The sequence below is a fragment of the Nocardioides sp. F233 genome (assembly GCF_057813895.1).
This window is the reverse complement of the sequence record NZ_JBVASH010000002.1, coordinates 1-22,753: the sequence shown is the minus strand read 5'-3', so window position 1 is coordinate 22,753 and position 22,753 is coordinate 1. Positions and strand designations below refer to the sequence as shown.

The window sequence follows — 22,753 nt, the reverse complement described above, 5'->3', positions numbered from 1 at the left end:
GATCGTTCGGATCCGTACGATAGCCGCAATGTGACCCACGGCACCAGACCCCCGGAGGAGGTTTTCCGAAGAATGTTTGCTTCCAAACGACCTCGGTCGACCGAGGTCATGGCTACGCTGACCCGCATGCCGGACCGCCACACGCTCGAGGAGACCGAGCGCGCGATGAAGGACCACGTGGGAGCCCTCCCCCTGGACTTCGCCGCCGCGAACGCCCTGTCGAACCTGTTCCGTGCCGCCAACGCGGTGCGCAGCGAGCTGACGAACCGGGTGCTGCGCCAGCACGACATGACCTGGACCGGGTTCGTCGTGCTCTGGGTCGTGTGGATCTGGGACGGCATGGAGACCCGCCACGTCGCCGAGTCGGCCGACATCTCCAAGGCGACCCTGACCGGCGTCGTGAAGACGCTCGAGGCGCGCGGCCTGATCGCGCGCGAGGGCGACGACAACGACCGGCGCCTGGTCCGCCTGCGGCTGACCCCCGAGGGGATCAGCCTGATGGAGCAGCTCTACCCCGAGTTCAACGCGGTCGAGTCGGAGATCATCAGCCAGCTCTCCGAGCGCAAGGTCACCACCTTCACCAAGACCCTGCGCGACGTCGTCAACGCCGTCGAGGGATCTGAGTTCGTCGAGTAGGAGCGAGCGCCAGCGAGTGACGTATCGAGACGTTGCCAGGACGTCTCGATACGCCCGCTCGTTCCTCGCGGGCTACTCGACGAGCTTGGGTGGGCTACTCGACGAGCTCGAGGCGCGCCCGGTCCCGGGCGGCGTCGACCAGCGCGCGGAACAGCCCGGCCTGGGCCGGGTCGGTCGCGGCGGTGTCCTCGGGATGCCACTGCACGCCGAGGTACCAGCCCTGGGCGCCGGCGAGCTCCACGGCCTCGATGACACCGTCGGCGGACTCGGCGACGGCCCGCAGGCCCTCCCCGGGACGCCCGATGCCCTGGTGGTGGAAGCAGGAGATGCTCGGCGTCGTACCGACGATGCCGGCGAGCACCGAGTCGGCCGCCACAGCGATCTCGTGGACCACGTGGCGGTGCGTCCGCTCTCCCAGGTCCTGGATCAGGTCGCCACCCAGCGCCACGTTGACGACCTGGTTGCCGCGGCAGATGGCGAGCAGCGGGAGACCGGCGCCGAGGGCGTGACGGGCGACCGCGAGGTCGAACGCGTCCTGCTCCTCGTCGACGTCGTACTCCGTCGCGTGCGCCTCCTGGCCTGCCCACCGGGCGGCCAGGTCGCCGCCGCCGGGCAGCAGCACGCCGTCGGCGTACCAGAGCCGGGCAGCGACCTCGGCGTCGTCGACGTCGGCGCCCGGCGCGACCGGGTGCACGACGAGCGGCTCGCCGCCGGCGGCGTACACGGCCTCGGCGAGAGCTCGGGCGGTGACGTCGGCGCGGTAGCGCAGCGCCGACGCGGACTCCGAGAACCGCGCCGGGATGGCGATCAGGGGCCGGCGGCTCATGGCGCGACCAGGGAGGGCAGGTGGTCCTCGACGAAGCGCGTCTCGCGCTCCCAGGCAGCGGCGAGCTCGATGACGCCCGCGTCGTCGTGGTTGCGGCCGATGACCTGCAGGCCGACCGGGAGCCCCGAGGAGCCGAAGCCCGCCGGCATGGCCAGCGTCGGGGCGCCGAGGAGCGTGCCGATCGCGGTGACCTCCATCCAGCGGTGGTAGCTGGACATCGGGACCCCGTTGATCTCGGCAGGCCAGTGCACCTCGTTGCCGGCGCTGTCGACGTTGTCGAAGGGCATCACCTGCGCGGTGGGCAGCAGGACGAAGTCGTACTTCTCGAACAGCAGCCGGAAGGACTGGTACAGCGCGGTGCGCTTGACCGACATGTTCCACGCCTGCTGCGCCGTGATCGGGCCCGAGCCGTCGATGCCGTGGAGCATCCCCTCGACCTCGTACAGCGTCTCCGGCTTGAGGTAGGGCTTCCAGGCCGGGTTGTTGTAGACGGGGAAGTTGAGGTTGCCGCTGATCCAGTGCCGGAACACCAGCCAGGTCGGCCACAGGTCGGCGTTGGTGAACGTGCCACCGACCTGGTTGAGGTTGTCGATCTTGTCGACCGTCGCACCGAGGGCACGCATCTTGTCGATCGCGGCGCCGGTGACCTCGAGGACCTCGGGCTGGGTCGGCAGGTAGCCGCCGAGGTCGGCCAGCCACGCGATCTTCTTGCCGCGCAGCGAGGTCCGCCGGACCTTGGTGAACACCTCGGGATCCTCGTCGATCGTCAGCGGCACGCGGACGTCGTACCCGGCCATGGTGGACAGCAGGAGCGACAGGTCGAGGGCGTTGCGGGCGATCGGCCCGGTGACGCCGCCGTGCTGGACGAACTGCTCGCCGCCCAGCTCGGGGACCCGGCCGAACGAGGGCCGCAGGCCGAGCACGTTGTTCCACCCCGGCGGGTTGCGCAGCGAGCCGAAGAAGTCGCTGCCATCGGCGACGGGCAGCATCCGCAGTGCGAGCGCGACGGCGGCGCCACCGCTGCTGCCGCCGGCCGACTTCGTCGGGTCGTAGGCGTTGCCGGTGGTGCCGTAGACCTTGTTGTAGGTGTGCGAGCCCAGGCCCAGCTCGGGCAGGTTCGTCTTGCCGATGAAGATCGCGCCGGCGGCGCGGATCCGCTCGACGAGCAGGGCGTCGGAGGTGGCGGGGGCGACCGGCACGCCGGGCTGCCCGAAGAACCCGACGCTGGTCGGGATGCCCTTGACGTTCCACTGGTCCTTGACCGCCTGCGGGAAGCCGTGCATCCAGCCCTGGTAGGTGCCGGCGGCGAGCAGCTGGTCCTTCTGCGCCGCCTCGGCCAGCAGCTCGGCCCGCGGCCGCCGGGCGACGATCGCGTTGACCTGCGGGTTGAGCTCGTCGATCTGGTCGAGGTACGCCGTCATCACCTCGACACAGCTCACCTTGCGCTGCCGGATCGCGACGGCGAGCTCCGCCGCCGACCACCACACGATGCGGCGCAGGTCCGTAGGTCGCTTCACGACGGGCCAGGACACGTCCGGAGCGGCCTCGGCAGCGGAGGTGAGCGCGCCCAGCGCCACTCCTGCAACGGTGGCACCGGCAACGACGGAACGGCGGGAGATGGCGCTCACGGGCTCTTCCTTTCGACCCTTCACCAGAGATCGTTTTGATACGAACGATCTTGTTCGGGTCCGAACGTAAGATGATGGCAGTCACCTTCGCAAGCCCCTTCCCGCCCTTCGGACCACTCGTCCGGGGCCCTTGCCAGCCCTCCCCCGGATCTCTACCGTGAGGGTCCGAAGCAACCTGTCCGTCACCGTGGGGGGAGCATGGACGCACCCGCCGGGGCGAACGCCCCGCACCCCGTCTCGGACCGCCTGATCGACCTGCTCGGCGACCTGGCCGCCTTGGCCACCCCCGACGAGGCGACCACGGCCGCGCCCCACCTGCTCGAGCGGCTCGCCGACGACCTAGGCGCCGCCGCCTGCCAGCTCGACACGGCCCTCACCGACGCCGACGACCCGCAAGCGCCGTCCTTCCAGACCGTTGCGAGCGTGGGCTACTCCCCCGAGGTCTCCCAGCACCTGTGCGCCGACCTGGCGCCGTCCCCACACGGCCGGCGCGTGCTCGCCGCGACCGGCGGGCTGCGGATCGACGAGGACGACCCCTACGACTTCCGCCGCTCCGCGCACTACCTCGACGTCCTCCACCCGGCGGGGTACGACGACGGCATCTCGCTCGCGCTGCGCGACTCCAGCGCCCACCTGGTCGGGCTCTTGCACCTGTCCGCCCGCAGCACCCGCGACTTCGCCCCCGAGCTCACCGGCGCGCTGCCCCCACTCGGGCGGGCCTTCGCCCGACTGACCACCGTCGCCACCTGCTCGACGCCCGACGTCACCCTGCCGCGGGAGTACGCCGTCGTCCGGCTCGACGCCGCCGGCCGGGCCACGCCCGTCGTCGGCCGCGCCCCGCTGCACGCCGCGCTCGACGCCGACCTGCTCGGCATCATCCGCTCCATCCTCGGCACCGGGACCCGGTTCGCCACCTTCCTGCACCAGCAGGCGGGCCGGCTGATCGAGGTCCGGGTGCACTGCCCGTCCGGCCGCGCCGCGATGCGCCAGCCGTGCACGGTGGCCACCCGGCCCGCCGCCTCCACGCTCGGCCTGACCCTGCGCCAGCTCGAGGTGCTCACCGCCGTCGCCACGGGCGCCGGCAACCGCGAGATCGCCGACGAGCTGTGCCTGACCCAGCGCACCGTCGCTGCCCACGTCGAGGCGATCCTGGCGCGACTGGACAGCCCGTCCCGGGCGGGTGCGGCCGCGAAGGCGACCGCCGCCGGCGTGCTGCTGCCGTCCGCCGACCCGGCGTCGGTGCGGTCGCTGGCCCGGGTGCTGCAGCAGCCCGTCGGCTGATCCCGAGGTCGTTCGGGTCCGAAGACTGGCATTTCTGCCAATGACCCGCGTCACACCGCGGTCCCACGATTGCGGGACCGCGCCGGAACCACCGGCGCCGTACCCCCGGGAGGCGCGATGGCGACCGGCTACCTGTACCACGAGCTCTTCGGCTGGCACGACACCGGAACCAACGCCGGGCTCTTCCCCGCCGACCACCGCGCGGGCATCCAGCCGTTCCAGCACTTCGAGAACGCCGAGACCAAGCGCCGCATCCACGAGCTGGTCGTCGTGTCCGGTGCCATCGACCAGCTCACCCGCCTCGAGCCGCGCAAGGCGACCGACGAGGAGATCCTCGCGGTCCACACCGAGGAGCACCTGGCGCGGATCAAGGCCGAGAGCGAGCAGCCCAAGGGCGGCGACTCCGGCGACGGGCTGAGCCCGTTCGGGCCGGGCGGCATCGAGATCGGCCGGCTCGCGGCCGGCGGCATGATCGAGGCGACCACGGCGGTCGTCGAGGGCCGGGTCGACAACGCGTACGCGCTGGTCCGGCCGCCGGGTCACCACGCCGAGCCCGAGACCGGCCGCGGCTTCTGCATGTTCGCCAACCTCGCGATCGCGGCCCGTGCGGTGCGTCGTACCCACGGCGTCGAGCGGATCGCGGTCCTCGACTGGGACGTCCACCACGGCAACGGCACCCAGAAGGTCTTCTGGGAGGACCCGAACACGCTGACCATCTCGCTGCACCAGGACCGGGTGTTCCCGCCCGACTCCGGGTTCGTCACCGAGCGCGGGGAGGGCGCCGGCTTCGGGTACGCCGTCAACGTGCCGCTCCCGCCGGGCACGGGGGGCGGCGGCTACCTGTCCGCGATCGACCGGGTCGTGGCGCCCGCGATCGACCGGTTCCGCCCGGACCTGATCCTGGTCGCCAGCGGCTTCGACGCCAACGCCACCGACCCGCTCTCGCGCCAGGCGCTGACCAGCAGCGACTACCGGGCCATGACCGAGCGGCTGCTCGAGCTGGCCGCCACGCACTGCGACGGCCGACTCGCGATGAGCCACGAGGGTGGCTACAACCCGGTCTACGTGCCGTTCTGCGGCCTGGCCGTGATCGAGGCGCTGGCCGGCGTGACCGAGCCGCTGACCGACCCCTACGAGCCGATCTTCGGCGGGATGGCCGGCCTGGAGCTGCAGCCGCACCAGAGCGCCGTCCTCGACCAGGTCGTGCCCTTCCTCGACGACATCCACGCCGGCACCCGCGCCGGGTCGTGACCCCTCCTCCTCCCGATCGGAGCACCACCATGAACGCAGTCGTGAAGAAGTCCGTCGACCGTCGTGCCTTCCTCGCCTGGACCGGCGGCATCGGGGCCGCCGTCCTGGCCTCCGCGTGCAGCGCGCCGTCCAGCACCAAGGCCTCCGGCGACAAGGTGGCGAAGTCCAGCAAGGACGTCGACACCGTCGCCTGGGACTACCCGTTCACCTTCCTGCCCGTCTACGCCGGCGTCGCGAAGTTCGCCAAGGACCGCGCGAAGGAGAAGGGCGTCTCGCTCGAGCAGACCAACGACAACGGCAAGCCGGACGTCCAGGCGTCCAACCTGGACACGCTGATCGCCAAGAAGGTCCCCGCGATCGTGTCCTTCCCGATGGTCTTCGAGGCCCTCGAGACGCAGGCGGCCAAGGCGCTGTCGGCCGGCATCATCTGGGTGACGTACGGCGGCACGCTGAAGAACCAGAGCGCCTCGATCACCTTCAGCTTCGAGGAGGGCGGCCGCAAGCTCGGCGAGGACGCCGCGACCTGGGCCAAGGAGAACCTCGGCGGCAAGGGCAAGGTGGCCTTCCTCGTCGACGACACCATCCAGCTCGGCATCGAGCGCACCAAGGGCATGATCGACGCCTTCACGAAGGCCGCACCGGACATGGAGGTCGTCGGTCGTGAGCAGGCGATCGACCCCGACACCGCGCTGACCAAGACCAAGGCGATCCTCGCCAAGCACCCCGACGTCAACGTCATCCTCGGCATCACCGACGGCGCGGCCTTCGGCGGCTACAAGGCGCTCGTCGAGTCGGGTCGCTCGGAGACCGACGCGAAGACGTACGTCGGCGGCCAGGACGGCGACCTCGGCTCGCTCGAGCTGATCAAGAAGGGCACCTTCTACCGGGCCTCGGCGGCCCTGCAGCTGCGCGACATCGGCAACGCGGTCATCGACGTGCCGCTCGCGGTCGCCGACGGCAAGAGCGACGCCGAGGCCAGCACCGACGTACCGATCACGCTGGTCAAGCAGGGCGACGCGCTGCTCGACGAGATCATCTCGCAGTACGGCTGATCGCGATGGCACTGCGGGTCACCGGGCTCCGGAAGTCCTTCGGCGGCGTGCACGCCCTGCAGGGCGTGGACCTCACCATCGAGGCAGGTGAGGTCCACGCGCTGCTCGGCCACAACGGCGCGGGCAAGTCCACGCTGATCAAGGCGCTGGGTGGGGCATTCCACCCCGACGGCGGCACCATCGAGGTGGGCGGTCGCAGCTATGCGGGCCTCACCCCGCGGCAGTCGATCGACGCCGGTATCGCGATCATCTTCCAGCACCTCAGCCTGGTCGACTCGCTCTCGGTCGTGGACAACATCTTCCTCGGCCAGGAGCACCGTCGCCTGGGCATCGTGGACCGTCGGGCCCAGCGGGAGGCGGCGCAGCAGCTGCTCGACCGGCTCGGGGCGACGTCCTCGATCGACAGCCGGGTCGGCGACCTGCCCATGGGCCAGAAGCAGCTGGTCGAGATCGCCAAGGCGCTCTCACGCAACCCGGTCGTGCTGGTCCTCGACGAGCCGACCGCGGCCCTGTCCTCGCACGAGATCGGCGCGTTGGAGCGCACCGTGCGCTCGCTCCAGGAGCAGGGCCTGGCGATCTGCTACGTCACCCACCTGCTCGGCGAGGTCGAGCGGCTCGCCGACCGGATGACGGTGCTTCGCGACGGCCAGGTGCACGTCGCGACGTCGCTGGAGGGCAAGACCCGTCGCGACATCATCGAGGCGATCGCCGAGCCGCCGACCGACCTGCCGCCGGCCAGCCCCGTGCACGACGCCGATCCCCCGCAGCTGCTGGTCCGCGGCCTCACCGGCCCCGGCATCGGCCCGGTCGACCTCGAGGTCCGGCCCGGCGAGATCGTCGGCCTCTACGGCCTGATCGGCTCGGGCCGCACCCGCACGCTGGAGATGATCTTCGGCCGGCGGGCCCGGCAGGGCTCGATCACCGTGGGCGGCCGGGAGGTACGGCGAGCGACGCCCCGTGCTGCGCTCGCCGCCGGTCTCGCGCTCGTCCCCGGCGACCGCGGCCGCCAGGGCCTGTTCGCGTCACTGAGCGCGCTCGACAACGCGCTGCTCCCGGCGCAGGGCGTGCTGTCCCGGTTCGGGCTGCGCAGCAGGAGGGCCGAGGCCGAGGCCTTCGAGCGGCTCGCCGCCTCGCTGGCCGTGCACCCGGCGACCCCGAACGCACCGGCCCGCGCATTCTCGGGCGGCAACCAGCAGAAGCTGCTCCTCGGCCGTTGGATCAACGGCATCCTGCCGACCACCGTGCTGCTGCTCGACGAGCCGACCCAGGGCGTCGACGTACGCGCCCGCCACGAAATCTACAAGGTGGTGCGCACGATCGCCTCGGAGCGTCGTACGGCGGTCCTGTTCGCGTCCACCGACCCCGAGGAGATCGTCGCCCTCGCCGACCGCGCACTGGTCATGCACGAAGGACGGGTCATCGGCGAGCTGGCCGGCGACGCCCTCGACGAGGACGCCCTCCTGCACGCGGTCCACCAGTCCGACTCCGACCTCCAGGAGCACCTGTCATGAACTCCCTCAACCTCCGCCAGCTCGCGCGGTACCCGCTGATCCCGGTCATCGTCCTGATGGCGATCGGCTTCGAGCTGTCCACCGGCAGCTTCGTCGGCAGCCAGAACCTGCTGGGCATCGCGACCGACAGCGCCACCCTCGCGATCGTCGCGGTGCCCTCCGCACTGCTGGTGATCAGCGGCTACCTCGACCTGTCGGTCGGCTCGACGTACGCGCTCGGCGCGGTCGCCGCCGGATGGCTGGCGTCCGAGCACGCCGGCAGCCTGCTCACCTGCGTGCTGCTCTCGCTGCTCGCCGGGCTCGCGGTCGGCGCGGTCAACGGGTTCCTGTGCTGCGTGGTCGGCCTGTCGCCGTTCATCGTCACGCTCGGCACGCTGACCGCCGTCCGCGGCCTCGCCCAGCAGTTCGCGCCGCTCCCCCTGACCAGCTTCGGCGACTCCTTCGCCTGGCTCGGCGGGGCCAAGGTCGCCGGGCTGCCCTCGCCCGTCGTGATCGCGCTCATCGTCGTACTCGTCGCCGGGGCGGTCCTCGCGTTGACGCCCGTCGGGCGGCACATCTACGCGATCGGGGTCTCCCGCGAGGCGGCGTACCTCTCCGGCGTGCGGGTCCGCACCGTGCCCTTCGCCCTGTTCCTCGCCACCGGCGCCAGCGCGGCACTGGCCGGCGCGATCAAGGCGTCGGTACTCGGCGCCGTGCAGTCGGGGACGGCGGGCACCGGCTTCGAGCTCGCCGTGCTGACCGCCGTCCTGGTCGGCGGCGTCGCCCTGACCGGCGGCTCCGGGACCCTCTTCGGCGTGGTGCTCGGTGTCGCGTTCCTCGGGATCCTGCAGAACGGGCTGACCCTGGTCGGCGTGCCGACCTTCTGGCAGCAGGTCGCCCAGGGCCTCGCGCTCGTCGTCGCCGCCGGGCTGGCCTACCTCGCGCCGCGGCTCGAGGCGCTGGCCGCGGTCCGGCCCCAGGCGAGCAGGGTCAGGGCGAGCGCCGCCGAGAGCAGCCCGAAGTCGCGCAGCGCGACGTCGTCGTAGTCGCCCGTGCTGACCAGGTCGACGATGATGCCGGCCAGCCAGAGCGCGACCAGCGGGCCGCCGTACCGCGGGGCGAGGTAGCGCTCCCAGTCGGTCAGGACGTTCGCGAACTTGTCCAGGCCGAAGGCGATCGGCGCGATGGTGAACACCGTGCGCAGGAGCAGGAAGGCTCCCTCGGGGCCGACCAGGTTCGTCCGGTCGGTGGGGGTGGTGGTGCCGGTGGTCATGGTGACTCCTCGTCTCTAAAACGGAACTTCTTCCAATTTAGAACCCCGAGAACCCTCTTGTGTCAAGCGAACTCTGTTTTAGAATCTCCACGTGGACGTTGACACGCTGGGCCCCGGCGCCGCTGCCATCGGCGTGCTCGCCGACCCGACCCGGCGCGCGCTCTACGAGTACGTCGCTGCCCAGCACGATGCCGTCGGCCGCGACGCGACCGCCGCGGCACTGGGGATCGCCAAGCACACGGTGAGCTTCCACCTCGACCGGCTCGCCGAGGAGGGGCTGCTGGAGGTGGAGTTCCGCCGGCTCAGCGGTCGCAGTGGGCCCGGCGCCGGCCGGCCGAGCAAGCTGTACCGGCGCTCGGCGCGCGAGTTCGCGGTCACCCTGCCGCCCCGGCGCTACGACCTGGTCGGCGACATCCTCGCCGCTGCGGTCGGCCGTGCCGGCGCCGGCGAGGACCTCGACGACGCCCTCGTGGCCTCGGCGCACGCCGAGGGGCAGTCCGTCGGCGGCGAGGCCGCAGGGGTGGCCGCTCCTCCGGGACTGCCCGACCTGACCGACCTGGCCGCGGTGCTGGCCGGGCAGGGCTACGAGCCCGCCGTCTCCCCGGACGCGGTCTCCCTGGCGAACTGCCCGTTCGACGCCCTCGCCCAGAAGCACACCGCCCTCGTCTGCGGACTCAACCGTTCCTTCGTCCAGGGCGTGGCCGACGGCCTCGGCTGCGCCGGCGTCACCGCGCACCTCGAGCCCGACCCCGGGCACTGCTGCGTGACCGTGCGGACCGATGGACACGCGCCCGCGAGCGGAGAATGATCGCGGCGTGGCCATGTTCGAGGTGGCGGACGCCTACATCAGCTTCATGGGGAGGTTCTCCACTCCCCTCGCTCCACTGTTCGCCGACGTGGGCCTGGCCGGTGTCGGTCCGTCCGCGGCCGTCCTCGACGTCGGGTGCGGTCCGGGGATGCTGACCGCCGAGCTGGTACGCCGCCAGGGTGCGGCGCGCGTCGCCGCCGTCGACCCCGTCGCCACCTTCGTGACCGCCGCAGCTGCCGCCCACCCGGGTGCCGTCGTACGCCAGGCGTCGGCGGAGTCGCTCCCGTTCCCCGGCGAGTCCTTCGACGCGACCCTCGCCCAGCTCGTCGTGCACTTCATGACCGACCCGTCCGGCGGCGTCAGCGAGATGCGGCGCGTCACCCGACCCGGCGGCCGGGTGAGCGCGTGCGTGTGGGACCACGGCGGCGGCACCGGCCCGTTGTCGGCCTTCTGGCGCGCGGTCCTCGCCGTCGACCCGACGGTGACCGACGAGTCCTCGCTGCCCGGGTCCAACGCCGGCGACCTGGCTGCCCTGCTGCTCGCCGCCGGGCTGCACGAGGTCACCGAGGTGCCCCTGACCGTCAGCGTCGACTTCCCCACCTTCGACGACTGGTGGGAGCCCTACACCTTCGGCGTCGGCACCGCCGGCGTCGCCTTCGACGCGCTGGGCGGCCACCAGCAGGAGAGGATGGTCACGCTCCTGCGGGCCGAGCTCGGCGACGGACCGTTCACGATGTCGGCCACCGCATGGGCGGCCACCGGTGTCCGCTGACGGCCGCCTCGCGCTCGACCGCTGGATCCTGTCTGGCGGGCACTGGCAGGTGGTCGGCGAACGGGACGGGCTGGCAACGGTCGCGCTGATGACGTGTGACGGCGGGCAGGAGATGGAGCGGGTCGTCGTACCGGTGGCGGGGTTGCCGGGGCCCTGACCTCCACCCACGGTCAGAACCCGCGAGTTCGCGCCAGCCGGCGCCTGGGGAGCCTTCGATGGACGAAAAGCAGTTCAGCACCACGCTCATTGCGCTGGCCGAGTTGGTCGACGAGAGCACCGTCGAAGCCGTTCGGGAGGAACTCGACGCGGGCGAATGGACCGTCGCTGTCGAATGGCTCGCGGATGCGCTCTTCGAGAACGACGTCTCGCTGACACCCAACCAGGTCACCGCGCTGGTCGCGACGGCGCGAAGGACCGGATCCACGCGCTACGAGGTCCACGAACTCGAATCATTGGCGGGCTCGGCGTAGCGCGACTGGGCAGGGCGGCGCGCGCCGACACGTGATCAGGCGGCGCGTGGTCGTGCTGGTGCGTAGGTGATCCCTGCCTTGCGGTAGTCCTCGCGGGCGTTGCGGGATGGTGGGGTCCACACGGGTTGTCCGGTGTCGTGGTCGATGTGGACGGCCCAGGGGGTCTGGTGGATGAGGACGTGGTGGTGGCGGCAGAGCATGACGAGGTTGTCGAGGCTGGTCGCACCGCCGTCGGCCCAGTGGACGACGTGGTGGGCATCGCACGCGAGTGGCATGCGGGTGCAGCCGGGGAAGGCGCAGTGTCGGTCGCGGATGACGAGGGCGAGCCAGATCGCGGCGGTGACGAGTCGTTGGGTGCGGCCGACGTCGAGGACCTGGCCGTGGGTGCCGAGGACGGTGGGGATAATCTCGGCGTCGCACGCCATCCGTCGGACCGCCGTCGCGGAGAACCGTGCGCCGGTCGGGGTCTGGCCGTTGCGGGCGAGGCCCGCGTCGATCACCTGTTGGCGCAGGGATTCCTGGTCGATGAGCACGATCACGCGGGGCTTGGTGCCGTGGTCGCGGGGCAGCTCGTCGGTCGCGGCGAGCCGATCACACGCGTCGACGAGGGCGTCCCAGAGCCGGGCGCCGGCGTCGCGGGGGTCACGCCCGTCGTGCCCACAGCCGGGGGTGAGGCACGCAGCGGCAGTGGCGACGCCGTCCTCGTCGAACACCGCCTCACCCGGTGCACGGTTCACCCCACCGCAGGCACCGGGTTCGGTGGTGACGGGTGCGGCGAGCGGGTGGAGGGTGGCCTTGATCCTCTCCGCGTCCTCCACGCTCCCGTAGCCCTTGACCCTGACGCCGCCGTGGCCGTCCTCGGCGAAGGAGAGGTGGCGGGCGTGGTGAGCAGCCCGCTCGGCCTTCGCCTTCCCCTTCTCGGCATTGACGAGTGCGGCGTCGGGGTCGAGCTCGCGGACCACGTCGCCGAACGCGTTGTGCAGGTCGGTGGCGTCGTGGCCGTGGGTGTCGACCAGCTCGAGCATCCGTCCGGCTACGGCGGTCCGGAACTCCGCCACCCGGGGCAGCGTGTGGACCTTCGAGGCGATCGCCCGCGCCTGGGGCAGGGTGACTCGCCCGGTCTCGAGGGCGGCCTGGACCTCGGGGAGGTCACGCAGCTGCTCGACGGCACGGACCAGTCCGCCGCCGGCGCCCTTGTGACCACCGGTCAGGTGGGTCAGATAGTCCTTGACCGAGGCCCAACCCAGCTCTCGCAGCGCGTCCGTCGCTTCGAGTCGAGCAACCCCGCGCAACAGTGCCGCATCGAGGAAGGACCGGGCCGCGGCGATCGCCTCCACGCCCGCCACCATCTCGGGGCCGTCGAGCAGACCCCAGTCGGCACCGGCCAGCTCCGCGGCACGCTGCGCCACGGTGGTTGCCGTGTCGAGCGCCCCGAGAGAAGTCATGCGCTCATCCTAATTCGAACACATGTTCGAATCAAGGGGTTGTGTGAGCCACCCTCGAAAAATCCGGCGAATCTCTCGGGCGGATCTCACCGGATTCTCCGCGTCACGCGGGGCCCTGCTGCCGACGAATCTGCACCGACCCCTGAAGTCCTTCGCGCTGCACGTGCGCGCCACCGACCATCGCGCGGCTGACACCTGCGTGCGCCGGCTTCTGGACCGGCTGGGAGCCCGTGCGTTCGATACTGAGTCCGAGAGCGGCATCTTCCAGGCGTAGCCGTCTCACCGCTCATCGACATGTCGAGCGGATCGCGGCAGATCCGCGCTGCCTGCCGCAGATGACAACGGAGGCGCCGAACCCTGACTCCTTCCTATGCTGGCGAGGTGCCGAGCGATGCCGAAGGTGAGGGTTGGCGGATGGTTCGTCCTGCCCAAGGAGACCGCGAGGTGACTTCGATCGATCACCTGATCCCGGATGCGGACTGGTTCTGGGTGACGCTTCAGCGCGAGTGTGTCCCGGGCTGTTGTGGACTCGATGCCTACGACTTCTCGGACGATTCAGTGGCGTGGGCGTGCGGTTGGGGCACGAAGGACCCGGGCGGTGTCATGGGTCGCGATCGCAGCCCAGGTGATGTGCCTGCCCTCGTGGTTCACCTTCGAGAGGCCGCGCGCACCATTCGCAAGATCGATGCCGAAGCGGTTTCCGCGGACCTGTTCAACGACGTCCTGACGCCATCCGCCTACTCCAATCTGCTGGACGACCTTGCCGCGAAGGCAACTCCACCGCGCTAGACGAGGTGCGGGCACCGGCGTGATGGAGCGAATCGCGTCAGACCCATGCCGAGCCCAGCTACCAGATGGTCAGTGCGCTTCGACAGGGAGCAGGTCAATGCGTACCGCGTCGGGGCTGAGGTCGTCCTCCTCGACATCGGAGCCCACGGAGACGACAACCTCGTTCCAGCCCCGATGGGCACCAATCAACTCGTCCCCGTCCGCATCACCGACAGACAGTCGGCCGGAAGGCACATTCAGGTGACCGGCGTAGAGCACCCGACGCGCGTCCTGCGGGCCTGCCTCGGCAAGGAGTCGAACCTCCACCTCGGCTTCAGCGAAATCGATGTCGCCGTCGAACGAATCCACGTCCTGCGCGTGCCGAATCAACACGACGAGTCCACCTGGCGATGCGGATACGGATGACTCGGGGTCCACGTCGGGAACATCGCCAGTCTCGGGATCGATCACAACGACGATGCCCCAGTGGAATGGTCGGCGAATGAACACAGAGGACAGTGGCTGCACGATCGGAAAGGTAGTCACCAGCCGTGACGACCGGGTACCCCTTGTTGTCCGCACAGGAGGCGACCCCGGCGGCATGACTGGGTCTTCAGTCACGGATCGCCGCTCCAGACCCTGGGAGACAGCCGTTGCCCGCGATCCGACAAGACGACGCGTTCCACCCTGAACACGGCATGTGAGTGCCCCCGTCGCTCAGTGCAACTCCGCTTCTCCCTCGCGAAGTTCTGGCTCGCCTTCGGGCCAGCGCCCCGTTTGGTAACGGAAGAACTCGCAGGCTGCTCGTCGCTCGGCGAACTTCGCATTGGTCGGGTTGCCCGCATCGTCCAACTGCAGGTTGTTGGCGAAGATCGCGAACGCAGTTTCAACCGCACTAGCGTCGTCTCCCGAGGACAGGCGATAGTCCGCCACATCCGGATGACCTTGCGGCCTGCCACCGTCGAAGAGCGGATGGCCGATTGATCCTCGCGCGAACCATCCGGCGAACTGTCGCAGCGCGCCTGATGCGCCATGGCTGAGTGCGGTCCGGGGGTCACCATCTCTGCCTCGCGAGGACATGCGTGGATCGTGGCACAGCGAGGTCACGAGAGCGGCTGATCGGTTCTCTTGCAGGTCACCGACATTCAGCTGTTGGCGTGTCGGAGCGGATTGCGGCTTCGCTACTCGAACAAGTCGCGGGTCTCGCGTCCACTGGGGTCAGCGGTCAGGAGATCCTCGTGGAGCATCTCGACTGCACCCGAGTCAGCAAGAGCGGCCATTTCCTCCTCGCCAGTCAGCACGTAGAGCGTATGGAACACCGACTCATAGGCCGCGGCCGTCATGGCCTTCGCGAGGTCGTGTGGGCCTGCGCCAGCATCGATGGCCCGTCGGGCCGCAGGGATCTGGCTGACGTTCTCGGCGTCTATGGAGCGAATCTCTCTCCAGAGCTTGTTGAGGATGCGAGCCCTCGGGTCTTCCGCCATGTCAGCACCGTAGTCAGCAGAGCCCGCCTTGTGGCAGATCCGGAGGTCTCCCCATTGAGCTGCGCCGGACCGGTGCTTGCCAGAACGAGCGACGCCTATCCTCGGGGCATGGATCTCTCGCGTCTCAATGAGCGATGGGCCGAGTGGGCGGTCCACTCCTGGGCTGGAGGTCAACTCGTGTTGATTGCCGACAACGACCTGACCTATCACCACGAGATCGAGGTGCGCTTCGACGACGTGGAGTTCGCCGTCATCGGGGACAGCTTCAGCTGGCCAGTCTTCAGGCCAGTGCTGCTCGAGGAGGAGGCAAGCGCTCGGCCCTACCTGGGTGACCCGGAGAACGTCCGCGTGTGGGCATGGGACGCGGAGGTTGCCGGTGGTCAGAGTTCGATGCTCGTAGCCGCACGTTCCGCGACAGTGATCGAAGAGCACGTGCGTCACGACCGATAGCCCGCAAACGAACAGTCCGGACACCCAGCCATCGCATGCTCGTCAGGAAGCCCTCTCGCCGTCAGCCTCCTCCTCCACCGGGTCCGGCAGCGTCCACCGCTCCCCGCGCCGCGGGTGGATGAACCCGAAGTAGTACGCGACCCCGATCCCGACCGTGACCAGCCCGATCACCAGCTGCGAGGGCGCGTCCCGCCCGACCTCGGCACAGACGTACAGCATTCCCGCGACGAGCAGCACCGGCGGGAGCGGCCACAGCGGCATCCGGTAGCCGCGCGAACCCGCCGCGCCCGGCCGGCGCAACCGCAACGCACACGCACCGACGACGAGGTAGACCAGCGCGACTGAGGCACCGGTGGCGGTGATCAGCCAGGTCAGCGGGATGAAGGCGGCGGTCAGGGCGGAGAGGGCGCCGACGAGGAAGGTGGCGTTGACGGGCGAGCGGAAGCGCGGGTGGATGCGGCCGAGCACGTCGTCAACGGGACCGGGCCAGGAGCGGTCGCGGGCCGAGGCGTAGACGAGGCGGGCGATCTGGATGATGACGGCGATGACGGCGTTCACGATGGCGAGGGCGATGCCGACGCTGACGGCCGTGTTGACGGCGGACCCGCCGCGCTCGAGCAGGAAGTAGTTCATCGGGGCGTCGCTGCCGAGCAGGGCCTCCATGCTCGGGGCGCCGATCACGACGGCGGCGAGCGGGATGATCTCGACGAGCGCGGTCACGACGAGCGAGACCATGATGACCCGGCCGATCGTGCGGTTGGCGTCCTTGGTCTCCTCGACGTAGTAGACCGCGGCGCCGTACCCGTTGAACGCGAACAGCGCGACCGGCAGCAGCGCGATGATCGCTGCGACGCCGACGGTCTCGAGGCCGTGGTCACCGGCGGTCTGGGCGGAGAAGAAGGCGCCCGGGCCCCGCTCGGGGTTGAGGAACCCGAGCACGGTGAGCACGACCAGCGCGAGCAGCTCGGTCGCGAGGAAGACGCCGGTCACCCAGGCGTTGGTGCGGATGTCGAGCGCCGCGACGGCGGTCGTCGCCACGATCACGACGACTCCGACCCAGACCCCGTCCAACGCCGACCAGGCGGCACTGAGGTAGTCGCCGGTGCCGAGCGCGATCACGGCGATGATCAGGATCCCGTTGACCATCGTCAGCACGAAGGTGCCGAACCCGAGGGGACGACCGAGCAGGCGCGCGGCCCAGGTGTACTCCCCGCCGGTGACCGGGTACGTCGCGGACAGCTCGGCGTAGCAGACGCCGACGAGCACGGCAGCCAGCGCAGCGAGCCCCATGGTGAGCACCGAAGCGCCGCCCACGCCCAGCAGGATCGCCGGGACGATGATGAAGACGCTGGACGCCGGCGTCACCGACGACAGCGTGATGAGGATGTTCTCGCGCATCGACAGCGACCGCGCGAGCTCCTGCTCGTAGCGGCCGGTGGACGTGGCCTGGTGCAGCTCGGACATGGCACCCCTTTCTTTGACGTTGAATCAAAGAACTGTTTGGATACCTCTGTCAATAGGCAATCTGTAACCTCTGCATTCCTGACGCAGCGTCAGGAAGAGCAGCGAGGAGGCACGGGGTGGCACGGTTCAAGGACCAGGAGCAGCGGCGCGACCAGATCGTCGCCGCAGCTCTCCAGGTGCTGCGCGAGGTCGGGGCCGCCGGCCTGCGGATCCGCGACGTCGCAGCGCGGGCGGGCGTCTCGACCGGCACCGTGCACTACTACTTCGACGACGTGCAGGGCCTGCTCAACGAGGTCCACTCCCGGGCCCGCAAGCGGTTCTACGACGACCGGCTCTCGCTGGTCACGCAGTACCCCGACGCCCGCGACAAGCTGGTCGCCACGATCCGCGGCGGCCTGCCGTCCTCCCCCGACGACGACCTGGTCGGCGCGCTCTACCAGCTCGACGGCCACCTGCGGCTGCGCGAGGACAACGCCGACCTGTTCGCGGCGCTCTACGACACCCAGGTCGCCATCTACGTCGGCATCCTCGAGGTGGGCGTGGCCCAGGGCCACTTCACCCTCGCCACCGAGGCCACCGACATCGCCCAGAACCTGGTCGCGCTCGAGGACGCGTACGGCGAGCACATCGTCATCGGCATCCGCTCCCTCGACTACGAGCGCACCGTGAGCCTGATCTGCGGGTACGCCCGTCTGGCCACCGGCTGCGCCGACATCCTTCCCGAACGAGAGGTCACCCGTGTCCACTGATCAGCCCCGCGCCCGCGACCTGCTCGCCCTCTCCGGCCGGCCCGGTCCGCACAACGCGATCACCGACGTACCCGGCGTCACCGTCGGCCTCGAGACGCTCATCAGCGGGACCGCCGTCCGCACCGGCGTCACGGCGATCCTGCCGCGCGGGCGCGACGGCGTGGGCGAGCCGTGCGCCGCTGCGTCGTACTCCCTCAACGGCAACGGCGAGCTGACCGGCACCACCTGGATCGAGGAGTCCGGCGCGCTGACCATGCCGGTCCTGATCTCCAACACGCACGCGGTCGGCGCCTGCCACACCGGCACCGTCGAGTGGGTCAACGAGGTCCATCCGCAGCTGGCGGCGCAGTGGCTGCTGCCGGTGTGCGGCGAGACCTGGGACGGCTACCTCAACGACATCAACGGCGGCCACGTCCGCCCCGAGCACGCCCGCGCCGCGCTCGACGCCGCGACCGCCGGTCCGGTGCCCGAGGGCTCGGTCGGCGGCGGCACCGGGATGAACTGCTACGCCTTCAAGGGCGGCACCGGGACCTCGTCGCGCCAGGTCGAGTTCGCGGGTACGACGTACACCGTCGGCGTGCTCCTCCAGGCCAACTTCGGCGACCGCCGGGAGCTGGTCGTGGCCGGGTCGCCGATCGGTCGAGACCTCGGTGCCGACAACCCGATGGAGGACTCCGACTGGTTCGCGCGCGACCTCGGCGTGGCCGCCGGCCAGGGTCGGCTGCCCGGTGGCGCCGGCTCGGTGATCGTCGTGGTCGCCACCGACGCTCCGCTGCTCCCCCACCAGTGCAAGGCACTCGCCCGGCGGGTGCCGCTCGGTCTGGCCCGCACGGGCACCGCCGGCGGGCACTTCTCCGGCGACATCTTCCTGGCCTTCTCGACCGCGCCGGCGCCCGGGCTGCGCAGCCAGATGTACCCACCGCCGACCGAGCTGGCCCAGCAGCAGGTGCTGCCCTGGGGCGCGATCGACCCGTTCTTCACGGCGGTCGTCGAGGCGGTCGAGGAGTCGGTGCTCAACGCGCTGGTGGTCAACCAGGACATGGTCGGGCGCGACGGGCACCGCACGCCCGCACTCCCCCGCGCCGCGCTCGCCGACCTGCCGGCTGCCGTCGCTGGGTAAACCGGCGGCGCCACCACCCGGGGCCGCCTACCCTTGGCGCGTGCCAGACCGTGGGGACGTCGTACCGCTGCGCCTGCTCGGCCCCCTCGAGGTGCTCGACCAGGCGGGCGCGCGCGTCGACATCGGCTCGCCGCGGCACCGCGAGACGCTGGCCGCGCTGGCTGTCGACGCGGGCCGTGTCGTCTCGACCGACACCCTGCTCGACCGGGTCTGGGGCGAGAGCGCGCGGGGCGGCACCCTGGCCAACCTGCAGGCCGTCATCTCCCGGCTCCGCTCGCGGCTGCGCGAGGCGGGGGTGCCGGCCGAGATCGCGACTGTCCCGCCCGGCTACCGGCTCGACCTGCCGGCCGGCGCGATCGACACCGACCGGCTGGCAGCCGGCATCGACGCCGCCCGTACGGCGCTCGCGGCCGACCCGCAGACCGCGCAGGACCACCTGAGCGAGGCACTCGACTGGTGGCGCGGGGAGCCGCTGGCCGACGTACCCCAGCCGTTCGCGCGGACCGAAGCGCTGCGTCTGGAGGGCCTGCGGCTCACCGGCGAGGAGCTGGCCGCCGAGCTCGACCTCACGCTCGGGCGCGCGGGCGCAGCAGTCTCCCGGCTGACCGGGCTGGCGCGGCAGCACCCGCTGCGCGAGTCGGTGCGCGGCCAGCTGATGCGGGCGCTCTACCTCGCTGGGCGTCAGGCCGACGCGCTGGAGGAGTACGCCGACCTGCGGGCCCAGCTCGTCGAGGAGCTCGGCGTCGATCCCGGCCCCGCGGTGCAGCGGCTGCACCAGCAGATCCTCGAGCAGGACCCCGCGCTGCGGCCCGGCCCGGCCGCCCCTGCGGCACCGGCCGCCCGTCCACACCGGCCGAGCGCCGTACCGTCGACCGACCTGCTCGGACCGCTGATCGGGCGCGAGCGCGACGTCGCCCACCTGGTCGACGTGCTCCGGTCGCCGACGTCGCGGCTGGTGACCGTCACCGGCGTCGGCGGCTGCGGCAAGACCCGGCTGGCCCTGGCGGTCGCCGCGGCAGCCGAGTCCGCCTTCGCCGACGGCGTCAGCCTGGTCCCGCTCGCCCCGCTGCACGACCCGTCCGCGGTGATCCCGGCGATCGCCCGGGCCGTCGGCGTCGCCGAGGGCGGCGACCCGTTCACGGCGCTGCTCGACCTGCTCCGCGACCAGGACCGGCTGCTCCTCCTCGACAACGCCGAGCACCTCCTCGATGCCTGGCCCGAGGTCGCGACGCTCGCGGCGGCCTGCCCGGGGCTGCGGATCCTGGTCACCAGCCGGATCCCGCTGCGCGTGCGGGGCGAGGTGCTCTTCCCGCTGACGCCGCTCGACCTGCCCGCTGCCACCGAGCTGTTCGTGACTCGCGCCGCCGCGACCGGCGCCGTGGGGCTGCTGTCCGCGGACGATGCAGTGGTCGGCCAGCTGTGCCACCGGCTCGCCGGCATCCCGCTCGCGATCGAGCTCGCCGCAGCGCGGGTCCGGTTGCTGTCCCCGGCCGAGATCCTCGCGCGGCTCGACGACGTGATGGCTGCCGAGGGCGCGCGCGACCTGCCGCCCCGCCAGCGCACGATGCGCTCCGCGATCGACTGGAGCTTCGAGCTGCTCTCACCCGTGGAGCAGGCAGCGTTCCCCCGGCTCGCGGTGTTCTGCGGCGGCTTCGGGATCGACGCGGCGGACGCCGTGCTCGCCGACGTGGTGGCCCCTGGCGACGTCCTCGGCCTGCTCGAGTCGCTCGTCGACCAGTCGCTCCTGGTGGTGGGACCCGGCCCGCGGTTCCGGCTGCTGGAGCCGGTCGCGCAGTACGCCGCCACCCGGCTCCCGCCTGCTGCAGAGAAGTCGGCGCGGGACGCCCACCTGCGCTTCTTCGCGGCTCTCGCCTCCGCGCACGAGCCGTCGCTGCGGGGCGAGGGCACGGTCGAGACGCTCGCGGAGATCGAGCGCGAGCACGCCAACCTGGTCGCGGCCGTCGAGTGGTCGCTGGCCTCCGGGCAGGCGGACCTCGGCGGCTGGCTGGGTTGGCACCTGTGGCTGTTCTGGTGGATCCGCGGTGCGCTGCGCGAGGGACGGCGGCTGATGCAGGCGGTGCTCGCCCACGACGTGTCCGACCCGGTACGCGTGCGGGCCGGCTCGGTCGTCGGCGCCCTCGCGTTCGCGCAGGGCGACGACGTCGACGCGGAGGCGGTCTGGACGGCGAGCGCGGACCTCGCGCGTCGTACCGGTGACCTCGAGGGACTCCCCTACGCGTACGGCGGGATCGGGCTGGTCGCGCTCGCCCGCGACGACGCCGACCTCGCCGCCACGGTGATCGAGGAGACGATCGTCCTGTGCGACGAGGCTGGCCTGCACGGCGAGTGGCTCTGGACGCTGTCGCACGTGTGGCTCGGCACCGTCGAGCTGCTGCGCGGCAACCCGGCGGGCGCGGGCAAGCTGGTCGACGAGGCGCTCGCCGCCGCCCGACGCCGCAACGACCCGCTGGCCGTCTACATCGGGCTGTTCACCGCGATCCAGGTCTCGATGGCGCAGGGCGAGCCGGACCGGGCGCGTCACCAGATCGCCGAGGGCGTGCTGCTCAGCCGCGACACCGGCGACCACGCCAACCTGGCGTACCTGCTCGACGCGCTCGCGGTGGTGGAGTCGCTGTCCCCCGGACCTGACGCGGGTGGACTTGCCCGGGTCGGGGTGCTCCGGGGCGCCGCTGCCCAGCTGCGCGCCGGCACCGGCGGCAACGTCTACGGCTACTACCGCCCCGACGAGGCGCTGATCGAGCAGGCCGGCGAGGTCGCCCGGGCGGCCCGCGGTGCGGCGTACGACGCCGATGTCGCCGCTGGTTGGGCGCTCGACGTCGATGCGATGGTGGCGCTGGCGACGCCTAGCTCGGCCTGACCCTGCTGTAGACGTACATGTCCCGCCGCTCGATGCCGATCCGATCCCACGAGCGGAGCAGTCCCTCGCGCTCGTAGCCGCAACGTTCGGCTGCTCGCCAGGATCCCTCGTTCCACGGCTCGACGTGGAGCTGCAACCGCTCGACCTCGGACAGGCTGAACGCCCAGTCCGTGAGGGTGGCGAGCGCCGCTTCGGCATACCCCCGGCGCCGGTGTGCCCCACCGATCCAGTAGCCCGTGGTGGCGCGGCCGGCCCCGATCTCGGAGGTCCACAGCCCGATCTGCCCGACCGCCTCGTCGGTGGCGGCGTCCGCGATCGCGAACGAGTAGCCCTGCCCGGCCGGCAGCCGGTCGTGCTGGCGGTCGAGGTACGCCTGTACGTCGGCGGGAGACCCCGAGGCCGGCACCGTCGTGATGAGCGGGATCAGCGGGTCACCGGCGACCGACACGACCAGGCCGGCGTCGCGGGGCTCGAACGCGCGCAGGCGCACCGGCGGGTGCTCTATGCGCGGGAAGTGGTCGGGAAGCACGGGTCGACTGCACCACCCGCTGCGCGCCGCTGCCAACAGGTTTCTGGCGGATCACCGGCACGCCGGCGCCCCCGCGACCGACGGTTCGCGGGGTGCGGGGCGTGGTGGCTACTCGTCCGGCGGGTGGATGGGGTGGGTGCCGCGGTGGTCGACCCGGAACTGGAATCCACTCGGGCTCGTCCAGACGTAGGTCGCCGGCATCGGCATCGCGTAGTGCCAGGCCGAGTGGGTCTTGGCGCGGTGGTGCCGTCGGCAGAGCGGGACGAGGTTGCACGGGCAGGTCGGTCCACCCTCGCCGTGGGCGCGGGCGTGGTCGAGGTCGCACCGGGTGGCGGGGCGGGTGCAGTGCGGGAACCGGCAGGTGTGGTCCCGCAGTTGA

General features: G+C 71.3%; 25 protein-coding genes. 15 read left to right on the top strand and 10 right to left on the bottom strand.

The window, feature by feature from the left end; genetic code table 11:
• The first annotated feature begins 126 nt into the window (after nucleotides 1-126).
• Nucleotides 127-636 (top strand): MarR family winged helix-turn-helix transcriptional regulator, encoded by a 510-nt coding sequence (locus ACZYRU_RS06480; RefSeq protein WP_488956272.1) that lies wholly within the window; start codon nucleotides 127-129, stop codon nucleotides 634-636.
• Between the two features lie 94 nt (nucleotides 637-730).
• On the opposite strand, the gene ACZYRU_RS06475 is transcribed toward ACZYRU_RS06480, so the two are convergent.
• Together ACZYRU_RS06475 and ACZYRU_RS06470 are read right to left on the bottom strand one after the other, a co-directional pair.
• Complete coding sequence (locus tag ACZYRU_RS06475; RefSeq protein ID WP_488956271.1) at nucleotides 731-1,462, bottom strand: gamma-glutamyl-gamma-aminobutyrate hydrolase family protein; 732 nt, start codon at nucleotides 1,460-1,462, stop codon at nucleotides 731-733.
• Entirely contained in the window at nucleotides 1,459-3,090 is a 1,632-nt protein-coding gene (locus ACZYRU_RS06470; RefSeq protein ID WP_488956270.1) for an amidase, read from the bottom strand. The genes ACZYRU_RS06475 and ACZYRU_RS06470 overlap by 4 nt, the downstream gene beginning before the upstream one ends.
• Before the next feature lie 198 nt (nucleotides 3,091-3,288).
• Here ACZYRU_RS06470 and ACZYRU_RS06465 point away from each other — a divergent pair, with 198 nt between their 5' ends.
• The 5 genes from ACZYRU_RS06465 to ACZYRU_RS06445 all read left to right on the top strand — a co-directional run bounded on the left by ACZYRU_RS06465 (nucleotide 3,289) and on the right by ACZYRU_RS06445 (nucleotide 9,210).
• Nucleotides 3,289-4,371 carry a helix-turn-helix transcriptional regulator gene (locus ACZYRU_RS06465; RefSeq protein ID WP_488956269.1) on the top strand — a complete coding sequence of 361 codons (1,083 nt, stop codon included), beginning with the start codon at nucleotides 3,289-3,291 and terminating at the stop codon, nucleotides 4,369-4,371.
• A 117-nt stretch (nucleotides 4,372-4,488) separates the two neighbouring features.
• A complete protein-coding gene (locus ACZYRU_RS06460; RefSeq protein ID WP_488956268.1) occupies nucleotides 4,489-5,622 on the top strand; it encodes a class II histone deacetylase in 1,134 nt (377 codons plus the stop codon).
• Between the two features lie 29 nt (nucleotides 5,623-5,651).
• Nucleotides 5,652-6,674 (top strand): sugar ABC transporter substrate-binding protein, encoded by a 1,023-nt coding sequence (locus ACZYRU_RS06455; RefSeq protein WP_488956267.1) that lies wholly within the window; start codon nucleotides 5,652-5,654, stop codon nucleotides 6,672-6,674.
• Nucleotides 6,675-6,679: 5 nt separating this feature from the next.
• On the top strand, nucleotides 6,680-8,185 hold the full coding sequence (locus tag ACZYRU_RS06450) for a sugar ABC transporter ATP-binding protein (protein ID WP_488956266.1): 1,506 nt from the start codon (nucleotides 6,680-6,682) through the stop codon (nucleotides 8,183-8,185).
• A complete protein-coding gene (locus ACZYRU_RS06445) occupies nucleotides 8,182-9,210 on the top strand; it encodes an ABC transporter permease (protein ID WP_488956265.1) in 1,029 nt (342 codons plus the stop codon). The genes ACZYRU_RS06450 and ACZYRU_RS06445 overlap by 4 nt, the downstream gene beginning before the upstream one ends.
• Here the strand turns inward: ACZYRU_RS06445 and ACZYRU_RS06440 are convergent.
• Nucleotides 9,099-9,437, bottom strand: a complete 339-nt coding sequence (locus ACZYRU_RS06440) for a hypothetical protein (RefSeq protein ID WP_488956264.1) — start codon at nucleotides 9,435-9,437, stop codon at nucleotides 9,099-9,101. The two genes, ACZYRU_RS06445 and ACZYRU_RS06440, sit on opposite strands and share 112 nt — an antisense overlap.
• Before the next feature lie 91 nt (nucleotides 9,438-9,528).
• Here ACZYRU_RS06440 and ACZYRU_RS06435 point away from each other — a divergent pair, with 91 nt between their 5' ends.
• The 4 genes from ACZYRU_RS06435 to ACZYRU_RS06420 are packed head-to-tail and all read left to right on the top strand — an operon-like array spanning nucleotide 9,529 to nucleotide 11,487.
• Complete coding sequence (locus tag ACZYRU_RS06435) at nucleotides 9,529-10,245, top strand: helix-turn-helix transcriptional regulator (protein ID WP_488956263.1); 717 nt, start codon at nucleotides 9,529-9,531, stop codon at nucleotides 10,243-10,245.
• A gap of 13 nt (nucleotides 10,246-10,258) precedes the next feature.
• Nucleotides 10,259-11,017 (top strand): class I SAM-dependent methyltransferase, encoded by a 759-nt coding sequence (locus ACZYRU_RS06430; RefSeq protein ID WP_488957185.1) that lies wholly within the window; start codon nucleotides 10,259-10,261, stop codon nucleotides 11,015-11,017.
• On the top strand, nucleotides 11,007-11,174 hold the full coding sequence (locus ACZYRU_RS06425; protein WP_488956262.1) for a hypothetical protein: 168 nt from the start codon (nucleotides 11,007-11,009) through the stop codon (nucleotides 11,172-11,174). Before ACZYRU_RS06430 ends, ACZYRU_RS06425 begins: the two co-directional genes overlap by 11 nt.
• 58 nt (nucleotides 11,175-11,232) lie before the next feature.
• A complete protein-coding gene (locus ACZYRU_RS06420; RefSeq protein ID WP_488956261.1) occupies nucleotides 11,233-11,487 on the top strand; it encodes a hypothetical protein in 255 nt (84 codons plus the stop codon).
• A gap of 35 nt (nucleotides 11,488-11,522) precedes the next feature.
• Here ACZYRU_RS06420 and ACZYRU_RS06415 read toward each other — a convergent pair whose 3' ends face one another.
• Nucleotides 11,523-12,932 (bottom strand): HNH endonuclease signature motif containing protein, encoded by a 1,410-nt coding sequence (locus tag ACZYRU_RS06415; protein WP_488956260.1) that lies wholly within the window; start codon nucleotides 12,930-12,932, stop codon nucleotides 11,523-11,525.
• A 381-nt stretch (nucleotides 12,933-13,313) separates the two neighbouring features.
• Here ACZYRU_RS06415 and ACZYRU_RS06410 point away from each other — a divergent pair, with 381 nt between their 5' ends.
• Nucleotides 13,314-13,721 (top strand): DUF6331 family protein, encoded by a 408-nt coding sequence (locus tag ACZYRU_RS06410; RefSeq protein WP_488956259.1) that lies wholly within the window; start codon nucleotides 13,314-13,316, stop codon nucleotides 13,719-13,721.
• Nucleotides 13,722-13,790: 69 nt separating this feature from the next.
• On the opposite strand, the gene ACZYRU_RS06405 is transcribed toward ACZYRU_RS06410, so the two are convergent.
• From ACZYRU_RS06405 to ACZYRU_RS06395, 3 genes are all read right to left on the bottom strand, one after another.
• Nucleotides 13,791-14,228: a hypothetical protein gene (locus ACZYRU_RS06405; RefSeq protein WP_488956258.1), complete on the bottom strand. Its 438-nt coding sequence runs from the start codon at nucleotides 14,226-14,228 to the stop codon at nucleotides 13,791-13,793.
• 189 nt (nucleotides 14,229-14,417) lie between these two features.
• Nucleotides 14,418-14,780, bottom strand: a complete 363-nt coding sequence (locus ACZYRU_RS06400) for a DUF7677 family protein (protein ID WP_488956257.1) — start codon at nucleotides 14,778-14,780, stop codon at nucleotides 14,418-14,420.
• Between the two features lie 101 nt (nucleotides 14,781-14,881).
• Nucleotides 14,882-15,184, bottom strand: coding sequence for a hypothetical protein (locus ACZYRU_RS06395; protein WP_488956256.1), 303 nt, complete (start codon nucleotides 15,182-15,184; stop codon nucleotides 14,882-14,884).
• Nucleotides 15,185-15,292: 108 nt separating this feature from the next.
• Here ACZYRU_RS06395 and ACZYRU_RS06390 point away from each other — a divergent pair, with 108 nt between their 5' ends.
• Entirely contained in the window at nucleotides 15,293-15,634 is a 342-nt protein-coding gene (locus ACZYRU_RS06390) for a hypothetical protein (RefSeq protein WP_488956255.1), read from the top strand.
• Nucleotides 15,635-15,676: 42 nt separating this feature from the next.
• On the opposite strand, the gene ACZYRU_RS06385 is transcribed toward ACZYRU_RS06390, so the two are convergent.
• Nucleotides 15,677-17,098, bottom strand: a complete 1,422-nt coding sequence (locus tag ACZYRU_RS06385; RefSeq protein WP_488956254.1) for an APC family permease — start codon at nucleotides 17,096-17,098, stop codon at nucleotides 15,677-15,679.
• A 116-nt stretch (nucleotides 17,099-17,214) separates the two neighbouring features.
• Between ACZYRU_RS06385 and ACZYRU_RS06380 the strand changes: the two genes are divergently transcribed.
• From ACZYRU_RS06380 to ACZYRU_RS06370, 3 genes are read left to right on the top strand one after another with little or no spacing between them, the layout of a single operon-like run.
• On the top strand, nucleotides 17,215-17,847 hold the full coding sequence (locus ACZYRU_RS06380) for a TetR/AcrR family transcriptional regulator (protein ID WP_488956253.1): 633 nt from the start codon (nucleotides 17,215-17,217) through the stop codon (nucleotides 17,845-17,847).
• Nucleotides 17,837-18,967, top strand: coding sequence for a DmpA family aminopeptidase (locus ACZYRU_RS06375; RefSeq protein WP_488956252.1), 1,131 nt, complete (start codon nucleotides 17,837-17,839; stop codon nucleotides 18,965-18,967). Before ACZYRU_RS06380 ends, ACZYRU_RS06375 begins: the two co-directional genes overlap by 11 nt.
• A gap of 40 nt (nucleotides 18,968-19,007) precedes the next feature.
• On the top strand, nucleotides 19,008-21,845 hold the full coding sequence (locus ACZYRU_RS06370; RefSeq protein WP_488956251.1) for an AfsR/SARP family transcriptional regulator: 2,838 nt from the start codon (nucleotides 19,008-19,010) through the stop codon (nucleotides 21,843-21,845).
• Here ACZYRU_RS06370 and ACZYRU_RS06365 read toward each other — a convergent pair.
• The gene (locus tag ACZYRU_RS06365; RefSeq protein ID WP_488956250.1) at nucleotides 21,832-22,374 is read right to left on the bottom strand and encodes a GNAT family N-acetyltransferase; all 543 of its coding nucleotides are present in this window, start codon (nucleotides 22,372-22,374) and stop codon (nucleotides 21,832-21,834) included. The genes ACZYRU_RS06370 and ACZYRU_RS06365 overlap by 14 nt on opposite strands.
• A gap of 108 nt (nucleotides 22,375-22,482) precedes the next feature.
• On the bottom strand, nucleotides 22,483-22,753 hold a 271-nt coding region (locus ACZYRU_RS06360; protein ID WP_488956249.1), incomplete at its 5' end, for an HNH endonuclease signature motif containing protein.